The following is an 11,634-nucleotide window of genomic DNA, read 5'->3' as shown; positions in this document are numbered from 1 at the left end:
GAAGATCACCTGAAGATTTAGGTATTTTGGGTATAGTATCAAATGGTATAGAAAACGCACTTGAGAGACTAATTGATTCTTACGCGACCCATTAATTTTATGTAGAATGGGTTATAAGATATATCTTTTAGTAATATGGTGCGTTTTTTAATGTCTGATTTAATATTACCTACTGACTCATCGTCACAAATTTACCTTGATGCAAACGCAACAACACCGGTGCTACCTTGTATTGCAGAGGTTGTTTCGCATACTATGCAAATCTGCTTTGGTAACCCTTCTTCTTCACACATTACCGGTATTCAAGCTAAACACTTATTAGAGCAAACACGTCAAAAAGCCCGTGATGTGATAGGTGCACAACAGGGGGATATTTTATTCACTTCTGGGGCTACCGAAGGAATTCAAACAGCTGTCGTGTCTACGCTCATAGCAGCTAAAGAGCATGCTAAACCAAACCCAGTATTACTGTATGGCGCGACTGAACATAAAGCAGTACCTAATACATTAATACATTGGAATGCCGTATTGGGTATAAACGCAACCGTGCTTGCGATCCCGGTATCGAGTGATGGCCTTTTAGATTTAGATTTTATTGCTCAACACGCTGGTGATGCACTGATGATTTGTACCATGGCAGTTAACAATGAAACCGGTGTTTATCAAGATTTAAAAGCGATTGAAAAGGTAATACGAGCACATAACACGGAAGTTGCGTGGATGGTGGATTGCGTACAAGCGCTAGGGAAAACCGCATTAGCCCTTAGTGATACAACGATTGACTACGCGCCATTTTCAGGCCATAAACTTTACGCACCGAAAGGTATAGGCGTGTTGTATATTCGTCAAGGCAGTGCCTATACGCCATTTATTGCCGGTGGTGGTCAAGAAAGTGGCATGCGCTCCGGTACTGAAAACCTGCCAGGCATCGCAGGTCTTAACAAACTGTTTTGTTTATTGCTGGATAAAACAAACGATACGTTTAAATCAATCGATGTGTTAAACGGCTATCGTGAACAATTACATCAGGCTTTAGTGGATACCTTTGGTAATATAACCTTTAATCATACTTTTGCATTGTCAGTACCAACAACGTTAAATTTTGCTGTTGATGAACTCAGTAGTAAAGAAGTGATGGATTTGTTCGATGCGGCAGGTATTCGTATCAGTGGTGGCTCAGCCTGTAGCTCTGGCGCAAATCGTAGTTTTGTGTTAGATGCCATGGGCGTGAGTGATTGGCGTAGTGAAAATGCAATACGTTTATCATTTGGACCGGCGACAACACAGGCTGAAATAACCACTGCCTGTGCGCGTATTCGTTCACTTAAACCAATATTACAAGCTAATTGTTTGGTGGTTTCAGATTCGTCATCACCACAGCAAGAAGCGTGTGCATTAGGGTTAACACAATTTAGACATCAAGGTGCGTGTTGTTGGTTGTATGTCAGTCAAGATAAACAAGCAGTGATCATTGACCCAATTATTGAGCTTATCCCGCGGCTTGAAAAAATAGTACACACACAAAATTTAGCGGTAGCAGCCATTTTAGACACACATGCCCATCAAGAGCGATGCTGTGCGACTACATTGTTGGCTCAGGCCTTAAAATTCAGTTTGCATGACGAGCATGAATTAGGGTGGCCAGTGCAGCAAACGAGTATTGCATTACCTGAATGCACCATTGAGCGTTTAGCAACACCCGGGCACAGCCAAGATAGTGTTAGTTATTTATTGCGGTGTAACAACTCTCAACAAGTGCTATTTTGCTTTTGCGGTGATTTGCTGCTGCCTGCTGGGCTTGGTAATACTGCAATTGACGGTGGGGATGCGTTAGCTATGGCACACTCATTACGTCAACTATCAACATGCTTAGCAGAGTCGACAGTTATTTGTTCTGGTCATGACTACCAGCAATGTTTTGCTATTAATTGGCAAGTTCAACAGCAGCAAACGCCGTTATTGCATGCATTATTGAACAATGAACTAAGTGATACTGAATTTGCTAACAACAAGCAGCGCAGCGATGAAGACAATTTATGTAAATTTGCAACTTTGTGTGGTTATGCTGACAGTTTAAAATACAGTAGAGCTTACGAACTGAACGCCGTGCAAGCAAAAGATATGTTAACTGCAAGCGATGTCTATTTAATTGATACCCGTGAACCATATGAACATGGGGCAAACAATATTCCTCAGTTATTTGCAGTTAGCCCTGCGCGAGTGATGAATATTCCGCTAAGTAGAATGGCAAATGCATTAGTGGACAGGCAATTGAACCCACAGGGTAAATATATTTTACTTTGTCGCAGTGGTAATCGTTCAAAACAAGCGGCAACTAACTTATCTCAGCTTGGCTTTACTGACGTGTATAATCTCAGCGGTGGAATGGCACTGTTATAATAACAGGGCAGAAGACTGGCAATTGACTGATAATAAATAAGGCGCTTTTAGCGCCTTATTTATTATCAGTCAAGGCTGTAGCTACTGTTTAGGCCCTGAACTTTCACGGATCACAATTGATGGTGTAAATGATGTGATGATGTCTTTATCTTGGTTACGAGCACCGCGAGTTTTGGTAAATAATAACCGTGCTGCATGTTGAGAGATAACATCGTTTGCTTGATGAGCGGTAGTTAACTTTGGCCATGTCTGACGAGAGAAAGGAGAATCCTCAAAGCCAGTAATAGATAACTGTTCAGGAATAGCAATACCCATTAAGCGTGATGCAAATAGGGCGCCAGCGGCCATTTCATCGTTGCCACCTAATATAGCGGTTATAGCCAAGGTGTTATTCTCGGCTAACAAGTGCTTTGCACCTTCAACACCCGACTCAAACGAATATTTACCATCGTAAATAAAGCGTTTATCAAATTCTTTATGATTATCTGCCAGCGCTGCTTTATAACCTTCAAGGCGTTCAGACGTCGATTTATGTTCTTTATCGCCACAGATAAAGCCAATATTTTCATGTCCATGAGTTAAAAGGTGAGTGGTGATCTCATACGCGGCTTTATAATCGTTAACATAAATACAGGTGTCTTGATCATCATCTGATGGTCGCCCAGATAACACCCTAACGTAATGAATATTTAACTCATCGAGTAAATTGGTGATGCTACTTTGCTCTGATAATGGCGGTGTAAGCACAAGCCCAGCTAAGCGAGAGCGCTTTATCATGGTGATAAATTCATCTTTCATGTTTGCATCTGTATAAGTGCATGGATGGATCACCAATTCATAGCCTTCGTCTTTACAGCGAGAAAGCACACCATTTTGCATATCAATCACATAATACGCATTAGGATTGTCATAAACTAAGCCTACCGTAAATGATGACGTGCCAGCTAGGTTTCGTGCTGCAAGATTTGGCTGATAGTTCAGCTCTTTTACAGCATCCATGACTGTATCGTAAGTTTTTTTACGAACAGATGGTTCTTTATTTATTACCCGTGAAACCGTTTTCATCGAAACCCCGGCGAGCCTCGCTACATCATTTATAGTTACTTTCATAGAGTTACTTTTAGGTTATTGTTTTAGTGTTGATATGTTCCTGATAAGAATACACCTAAGTAGACTTAACAAACGTGTTATTCATTATTTCTTCATCAAGACCAGTTAGTGTATCTAATGTTCAGTAAAATTAGCAGTAAAATAATTGAGATAATTTTTATGATACCGGTGTCAAATGAGTAAAAGTACGTTATTATCTCGATTGTAAAATATAAAATTAGCTTGTTGATAGCGTTGTCATTCTAACTTATCGTTAAATTTATTTGTAAGTTAATACGCTATTAGTACACTTTTTTAATCTAAAGATAGTTATAAATCAGTTTGTTGCGAGTTTAAGGGGATGTTAAAAATGAGTTGTCGTTCACAGTTAGCTAGTTGGCAAGCATTACAAGTAAGTGCAAATAAGATGAAGGAAGTTCATCTTAAAGATTTATTTGCCAATAACAGCACGCGATTCGAGCAATTTTCGACTCAGATCCCAGGTGTTTTATTTGATTATTCAAAACAATTGATTGATAACAGTGTGATGACACAGTTACTGTCTTTAGCACAAGAGTGCGATATCGCTAACTGGCGAGATAAAATGTTCAGCGGTGAAAAAATTAATATCACCGAAGATAGAGCCGTGCTTCATACTGCACTTCGTAACCGTAGTGCATCATCATTAGTTGTAGATGGCGAGAATGTAAGTTCGGTGGTTAACGCTGAGTTACAAAAAATTAAGTTGTTCGTTGAAAAAGTACGTAGCGGGCAATGGTTAGGTTATACCGGTAAAGCCGTGAAAGATGTTGTGAGCATTGGTGTTGGTGGTTCAAACTTAGGCCCACAAATGGCCACGGAAGCACTGAAAAGCTATGCAGATGACTCATTAAAAGTACATTACGTTTCAAATGTTGATGGCGTACAAATTGCGTCAGTATTGAAAGACATCGATCCTGAAACAACTTTGTTTGTGATTTCGTCAAAAACCTTTACTACATCTGAAACCATGACCAATGCAAAAACCGCCGTTGCATGGTTTTTAGAGTCAGCCGATGACAAGCAAGCCATTGCTAAGCACTTTGTAGCAGTGAGCACTAATTTAGAAAAAACGGCAGCGTTTGGTATTGCTGATGAAAACGTATTCACAATGTGGGATTGGGTAGGTGGTCGCTTTTCATTATGGAGTGCGATAGGCTTACCAATTGCATTGTATTTAGGTTTTGATGCATTTGAAGCGATTCTTGAAGGCGCTTTTGAAGTTGATGAACACTTTAAAACGGCCGAATTTGCAGAAAATGTACCATTGTTAATGGCTTTGTTGAGCTTATGGAATACCAGCTTTTTAGGTTTCGACTCACAGGTTATTTTACCTTACGATCAAGCATTACACATGTTGCCAGCTTATTTGCAGCAAGGTGAAATGGAAAGTAATGGTAAGCACGTTAATTTTGCGGGTAATACCGTACCGTATACTACAGTGCCAATTATTTGGGGTATGACCGGCATTAATGGTCAACATGCTTTTTATCAGTGTTTGCACCAAGGCAATGTGATTGTACCGGCTGATTTTATTGCCTCTATTAAACCTCAGGTTAATATTGGTCAGCATCACGACATTTTATTATCGAACTTTTTTGCACAAACAGAAGCGATGATGATGGGGGTTGATGCCGAGCAAGTTCGCGCTGATTTAACCGCAAAAGGCAAATCAGAGGCTGAAATAGCCGCGCTAATTGATCATAAAATCCACCGTGGTAACCGTCCTACAACATCAATGCTGTTAGATACGGTTGATGCAAAAACGGTGGGGCGATTAATTGCCTTATATGAGCATAAAATTTTCTGCCAAGGCATCATTTTAGAGATCTGTTCTTTCGATCAATGGGGTGTTGAACTTGGTAAAGGCTTAGCCTCAAAAATTGAAGCTGAGTTACTGGATGATAATATAAACCATCCACATGATAGTTCGACAAATGGCTTAATGAGCTATTATAAACAACGTCGAGCGCAGTAAAAAATTCGCACAGCACAATCAATTGTACTGTGTAACCAAATACCTTTGAACGGGTAGCGCTGGAGTTCTTAGGGCCTGTATATTTGTGAGAGGATATACAGAGCCCCTAAGACTCATTTAATTACCAGTTTGAAATGAATACAGCTGAATCAATATTCAGCGATAAAAACAAGCGAATTCAACAGGCTTTTTCTCGAGTACGATGCCAAAAAGCTGACATCAACTAAACAACAAGAATGTATGCCCGCACTATCAATAGTGGATAGTTGACAACTGGGCATAGCAAACGTAGAGAGTAAATTATGTTAAATCCTTTTGATATTGTAATTTTTGGGGGCGGTGGTGATCTTGCATTACGCAAATTATTACCTGCAATGTATCGCGCATATCAAGAAGGCAACCTTCCACAAGGTTCGCGTATTTTACCGACGGTTCGTGAAGAAAGTAAACGTGCGGAATACATAGAAACAGCTCATCAAGCGCTAAAAGAATTTTTAGGTAAAGGTGAGTTTAATGCCAAAGATTGGAAAGCTTTTTCAGCGTGTTTGGTGCCAGTAGTCACGAATGTAACCGAAGCAGACGATGATTGGGATAAACTAAAAACAATACTAGATGAGCACGATGCAGACAAATCTCGGGTGTTCTATTTATCACTTCCACCTGCGGTATATGGTAGCTGCTGTGAAATACTGTCTAGCAAAGGTCTGATCACTGCTACATCACGTGTCGTTGTTGAAAAACCAATTGGTTATTGCGGTAATTCAGCAGAAGAGATCAATGCAAAAATTGCTGAATACTTTAGCGAAGAGCAAATCTTCCGTATTGATCATTACTTAGGTAAAGAAACGGTACAAAACTTAATGGCACTGCGTTTTTCAAATTCATTATTTGAAAATATGTGGGATGCTAAATCAATCGATAATATTCAAATCAGCTTATCTGAAACTGTTGGCCTTGAAAGCCGTGCTGGTTTTTATGATAAAGCCGGTGCTTTACGTGACATGGTGCAAAACCATTTATTACAATTGTTATGTTTAGTCGCGATGGAATCACCAAATAAACTTAATGCAAACAGCATCCGCACCGAAAAGCTGAAAGTATTAGAATCATTGCGCCCACTTGTTGCAACGGATGTAGATGACAACATCATTCGTGGTCAATATGTACCCGGTGATTTGGATGGCAAAATTGTCCCTGGTTACTTAGAAGAGTTAAATGAAGGTTCAAGTAAAACAGAAACATTTGTTGCTATTCGTGCTCATATTGATAACTGGCGTTGGGCGGGCGTGCCATTTTACCTTCGTACAGGTAAACGTATGGCAAAACGTTGTGCCGAAATTGTCGTTGAATACAAAAAAGTATCACACAATGTTTACGGTGATAATGTTGGCAATATTGAACCAAACCGTTTGGTTATACGCCTTCAGCCTGAAGAGACAATTCAATTAACCTTGATGTCAAAGCGTCTTGATAATTTAGAGATGCAATTAGAGCCGGTAACCATGAACATTGAGCTATCGCAAGCTTATAGCAATGGTTTCCATTCAGATGCGTACAAGCGCTTGATGTTAGATGCAGCTGCAAATAATCCATCCCTGTTTATTCATCGTGATGAAGTACGTCAAGCTTGGAAATGGATTGACCCAATTATCGAGCGCTGGCAAGAAAAAGGTAAGCCTGCTTTATACCGTGCTGGTAGCTGGGGGCCTGATGATGCTGATGAACTATTAGCTGAAAATAACCATGTTTGGTTTAACACTGGCGATAAGGCATAACAATGGCAACCATCGTAGAGAAATTTTTTGATTCAAAAGATGCATTAACCGCTGAGTTATCTACAACACTTGAACAAAGTTTAGTCAACGGTATTGAAGCTGATGGCCGTGCCGTACTGATGGTATCAGGTGGTTCATCACCTGCACCCGCTTATAAGCACTTATCTAATCTAGCATTAGATTGGGCAAAGATAGATGTTGCTATGGTTGATGAACGTTGGGTTGATGCAGCACATGAAAAAAGTAATGAAGCGTTTATTAAGAGCACGTTATTACAAAATCATGGGGCGGCAGCTAACTTCATTACTATGAAAAACAATGCCGAGACTGCCCAACAGGGTAGTGCAGAATGTGAAGCTGCGTACCAACAACTGAAACGTCCATTTGATGTAACTATATTAGGCATGGGACCGGATGGTCATACCGCTTCATTATTTCCACATGCGGGCGGTTTACAGCAAGGGCTTGAAACATCACAATTGGTATGTGCAATTAATGCTATAGAAAGTGAAGTAACAGGGAATATTACCGAACGTATGACGTTAACTTTAGCAGCGATTGCGCAGTCTAAAGTGGTTAAGTTACTGATCAGTGGAGAAGAAAAGCTTGCTGTATATAAAGCAGCAAAAGCCGGTGGAGATGAAAACGACATGCCACTACGTGCAGTTTTAAATCACCCAACAATAAATATTGAAGTTTATTGGGCTCCGTAACGACCCCAATCGACCCAAACTTTAAAATGCAGGCTATAAAGCCTGCATTTTTGTTTCTCTTCTAAATTTATCTGTATCGCACTTGCAAGATCTTTATTATTTTCGCTTATTTATTTTTATCGAAAACAACAGTTATACAATCGTGTTAAGTTACTGACCATTTATAGCTTCGCTAGAATGGTTAAATATTTAAGTTGATTGGTATTATATAACGCCCGGCAATTATTAAGTTTGGAGCGTAATGTGATCTATCTGCCAGTGACTTATCTTCACTAAATAACAAGCCTCACAAATAGTGTGAGTTAACTAGTTGTTTGTTGAAATGTGGCTACTTATGCCTACTTTATTAAAAACATGAGTATCTTAGTGGTTTAAAAAACTTCACTAACTACATTAAAAATTATCCATATAGAACAATTATATGAGTAATTTTCACGGTTCCTATAGCTCTCTAAAATTTTCAATGAAAAGGGTAGGCTATTGGGGGGAAATAAAGGTAGACATTAATAGCGTAACTCTTTAAAATACAAAAATGACAACGCTGTCATTGGTGTTGATAACTATTAATAAATTCCCCTAGATAAATTATTTGCCCTAATTTATCTACAATATTAATGTGAAAAGGTGTGTTTTTTTCATCCAGCTAAAGTTATATTCTTATCAGCAAATAAGCGAAATATCATTTCTTTATAGTTAAAGTGGAACGTTTTTTTTACACAAAGACTTATCTAAAATCATAAAATTACCTAAAACAGTGCATTTGGTTTTCTGTTTTTGAACTTAACCATGCTATATTCCCGCCGTAAAACTGTAACAATTTATAAACTCTATTTTTTTAATCTATTAATATTCAATTGGTTAGTATTTTTATAGCTATTTTTTTGCACAAAACGGCTAAAAAGATGTAGCACAAATGTAATTTAGAGTGTATGGTTTGTTACTGGATGACAACGCTGTCATCATCACTGGGCAGAAGTGATAAATAAAACCAACAAAATGATTCAAGGGGAATCCTGTGTTAGCTAAAAATTTTAAAAAAAGCTTATTAGCAGTAAATATCGGTCTTGTAATGAGTGCCGGATTCACTGGTGCTGTTTATGCAGCTGACGAAGTAAAAGTTCAAGAAGACGTAGAAGTCATTGAAGTACGTGGTATTCGTCGCTCTTTAGAGGCATCAATCAATACTAAACGGTTTGCTGATGGCGTTGTAGATGCTGTATCAGCAGAGGATATTGGCAAGTTTCCAGATAGTGATGTAGGTGAAGCTTTAGGTCGTATTCCTGGTGTTGCAGTTAATCGCCAGTTTGGTCAAGGGCAGCAAGTTTCTATCCGTGGCGCATCTAATCAACTAACGTTGACTACATTAAATGGTCAAAATGTTGCTTCTACAGGTTGGTATGACCAACAAGCAATTGACCGTAGCTTTAATTACACACTTTTACCACCACAGATGATTTCTGAAATTAAAGTATATAAATCTTCTCAAGCAGATTTACTTGAAGGTGGTGTTGGTGGTTCGGTTGATGTTATTACTCGTAAACCACTGGATCTAGATTCTGGCACTGCATTTATTTCAGCTGAGGGCACATATTCAACGGCTTCTAGCGAAACAGATCCTGCAATTTCAGGCCTTTACAGCTGGAAGAATGATGAAGAAACATTTGGTGTTCTTGCCGCTGTTGCATGGGAAGATACAACATATGTGCGCCGTGGTAATGAAGCATCTTACGCATGGGCAGGTGCAGAGTCTGCTAACTATTTTGAGCAAAATCGTGAGCGTACTGCAGTAGATTTTACAGCTCAATATTCACCTACAGATAATATGAGCTTCGCTCTACATTATATGAATTTAGACTTAAGTGCAGATAATAATAACAACAGTCTTTTTGTCTTCTCTAATACTGATAGTTGCTCACAATTTAACGATGCCGGTGCATGTTTAGTCCGTGAAACAAATGCAGCTAATCCAGCTGGACAAACGTTCTTGCAAACATTCGCTCGTTTTGCATCAATGAATTCAGAAACAATCGATTTATCGTTTGATTACGTTAGCGATAATTTTAAACTTGAAACACAAATAGGCACAACTAAAGCTGAAGGTGGTACTGATTTAACTCTTAATCATGCTGCTTTTATCGGCTCTCCAGAAGATGTTTACGGTACAATTGATGCAACTGGTGAATATACAGATATTGATATTGCTGTGAATGGTTGGAATGAAAATGACATTGATACAGTATGGGCGGATAGAGGTCTTCAAGAGTGGGCAACACAAATTGCGCCAAATGAGGATAAAGAGACATACTTTCAAACTGATTTAACTTTGATGCTGGATAGTGATTTCATTACCAGCGTTAAAACAGGTGTTCGTTGGTCTAACCATGAAGTAACAAGAGAATCTTTGCGAGCAGCACAAGGTGCACACGTTAGCGTTGATCCTTTGCAATACTGGAGTGGTACAGATATTGCTGGTATGCAAGATTTAACAATTCCACTACCAAATATTAACGCGATGAAAGCGAATGGCTTAGCGGCTGTTCAAAACTGGTATGAAGACCGTTCTGGCTTTGGTACTGTTGAAGAGGAAAACCTTTCAGTATATGTAATGGCAAATTTTTCCGGTGAAGCCTATCGCGGTAACTTTGGTGTGCGCTATGTATCAACATATGCGGAGTCAGATTTTTATGCACCAGATCCAACTTTTGTTGACCCAAATGGGATTGCGCAAAATAACGGCCTAAGCTCAACAATCGACACAGACCAAGGTCATTATAGTGAACTTTTACCAAGTTTTAACTTAGCATATGATATAAATCAAGATACTATTTTACGTTTCTCTATTGCGCAAGTTATCTCTCGTCCAAACTATTCAGATATGTTTGCATCGCAATCGTTAGCAGGTTATGGCGATACACAGTTAGGTAATCAGTCGGTTACAAAAGGAAGCCCTTCACTTAGCCCGTTTAAGGCAACTCAGGCTGATATTGGTTTTGAATATTACTATGGTGACTCTAACTTAGTTGCAGTTACTGCTTTTTATAAAGATGTTAGTAACTTCACTACGTCTGAGACATTACGTAACCAAAAAATTGGCATTACAGACCCCGTTTGTAAATGTGATGATTGGACCGTGAACACACAAGTAGACGGTGATGGTGGCGAAATTGCAGGGGTTGAGTTCCAAATTCAACATGCGTTAGCAGGTGGCTTCGGAACCATGTTTAACTATACCTTCGCTGACAGTTCTGCCGATCCGGATAATTTCTCTGATGGCATTGATGTTTTCACTGATAGTTCAGAGCATACAGTTAACGCAGTCGGCTATTATGAGAATGATGACGTTTCTGTACGTCTAGCTTACAATTGGCGTTCAGAGTATATGATCCGTGAAACAGGCTTTTATGGAAACCGCTGGCACGATGATTTTGGTACACTTGATTTAACAGCAAGTTATAATTTAACTGAAAACTTCACATTGCGTTTTGCTGCTACAAACTTACTTGAAGAAGATAGCATTCAATACGCTGCAGCAGATGCAGATAACGAAGCAACTAAAATTTCACTTAAAGATGGCTATCCAGCTTGGTCTTACCAAGGTGAAGCTACTTATGCAATTGGTGTAGATTTCCGCTTCTAAATT

At 39.2% G+C, this 11,634-nt stretch carries 6 protein-coding genes; 5 read left to right on the top strand and 1 reads right to left on the bottom strand.

Annotated features, from left to right (window positions below):
* The first annotated feature begins 150 nt into the window (after nucleotides 1-150).
* Nucleotides 151-2,400 (top strand): aminotransferase class V-fold PLP-dependent enzyme, encoded by a 2,250-nt coding sequence (locus H5154_RS11995; protein ID WP_182718417.1) that lies wholly within the window; start codon nucleotides 151-153, stop codon nucleotides 2,398-2,400.
* Between the two features lie 81 nt (nucleotides 2,401-2,481).
* Here H5154_RS11995 and H5154_RS11990 read toward each other — a convergent pair whose 3' ends face one another.
* A complete protein-coding gene (locus H5154_RS11990; protein ID WP_182718416.1) occupies nucleotides 2,482-3,510 on the bottom strand; it encodes a LacI family DNA-binding transcriptional regulator in 1,029 nt (342 codons plus the stop codon).
* Between the two features lie 349 nt (nucleotides 3,511-3,859).
* Between H5154_RS11990 and pgi the strand changes: the two genes are divergently transcribed.
* The 4 genes from pgi (at nucleotide 3,860) to H5154_RS11970 (ending at nucleotide 11,631) form a co-directional block, all read left to right on the top strand.
* Nucleotides 3,860-5,506, top strand: coding sequence for a glucose-6-phosphate isomerase (pgi, locus tag H5154_RS11985; RefSeq protein WP_182718415.1), 1,647 nt, complete (start codon nucleotides 3,860-3,862; stop codon nucleotides 5,504-5,506).
* A 302-nt stretch (nucleotides 5,507-5,808) separates the two neighbouring features.
* The gene (gene zwf, locus H5154_RS11980; RefSeq protein WP_145240983.1) at nucleotides 5,809-7,281 is read left to right on the top strand and encodes a glucose-6-phosphate dehydrogenase; all 1,473 of its coding nucleotides are present in this window, start codon (nucleotides 5,809-5,811) and stop codon (nucleotides 7,279-7,281) included.
* A gap of 2 nt (nucleotides 7,282-7,283) precedes the next feature.
* On the top strand, nucleotides 7,284-7,994 hold the full coding sequence (gene pgl, locus H5154_RS11975) for a 6-phosphogluconolactonase (RefSeq protein ID WP_149982816.1): 711 nt from the start codon (nucleotides 7,284-7,286) through the stop codon (nucleotides 7,992-7,994).
* Between the two features lie 1,015 nt (nucleotides 7,995-9,009).
* On the top strand, nucleotides 9,010-11,631 hold the full coding sequence (locus H5154_RS11970; protein ID WP_182718414.1) for a TonB-dependent receptor: 2,622 nt from the start codon (nucleotides 9,010-9,012) through the stop codon (nucleotides 11,629-11,631).
* Nucleotides 11,632-11,634 lie beyond the last annotated feature (3 nt).

Origin of the sequence: Pseudoalteromonas sp. SR44-5, assembly GCF_014163675.1 — a bacterium.
Classification (GTDB): domain Bacteria; phylum Pseudomonadota; class Gammaproteobacteria; order Enterobacterales; family Alteromonadaceae; genus Pseudoalteromonas; species Pseudoalteromonas rhizosphaerae.
This window is presented reverse-complemented; position numbering and strand designations above follow the sequence as displayed.

Excerpts from the sequence above, each read along its gene's own strand:
- zwf (WP_145240983.1), top strand. The coding sequence starts at position 5,809 with ATGTTAAATCCTTTTGATATTGTAATTTTTGGGGGCGGTGGTGATCTT.
- pgi (WP_182718415.1), top strand. The coding sequence starts at position 3,860 with ATGAGTTGTCGTTCACAGTTAGCTAGTTGGCAAGCATTACAAGTAAGT.
- H5154_RS11990 (WP_182718416.1), bottom strand. The coding sequence starts at position 3,510 with ATGAAAGTAACTATAAATGATGTAGCGAGGCTCGCCGGGGTTTCGATG.
- H5154_RS11995 (WP_182718417.1), top strand. The coding sequence starts at position 151 with ATGTCTGATTTAATATTACCTACTGACTCATCGTCACAAATTTACCTT.
- pgl (WP_149982816.1), top strand. The coding sequence starts at position 7,284 with ATGGCAACCATCGTAGAGAAATTTTTTGATTCAAAAGATGCATTAACC.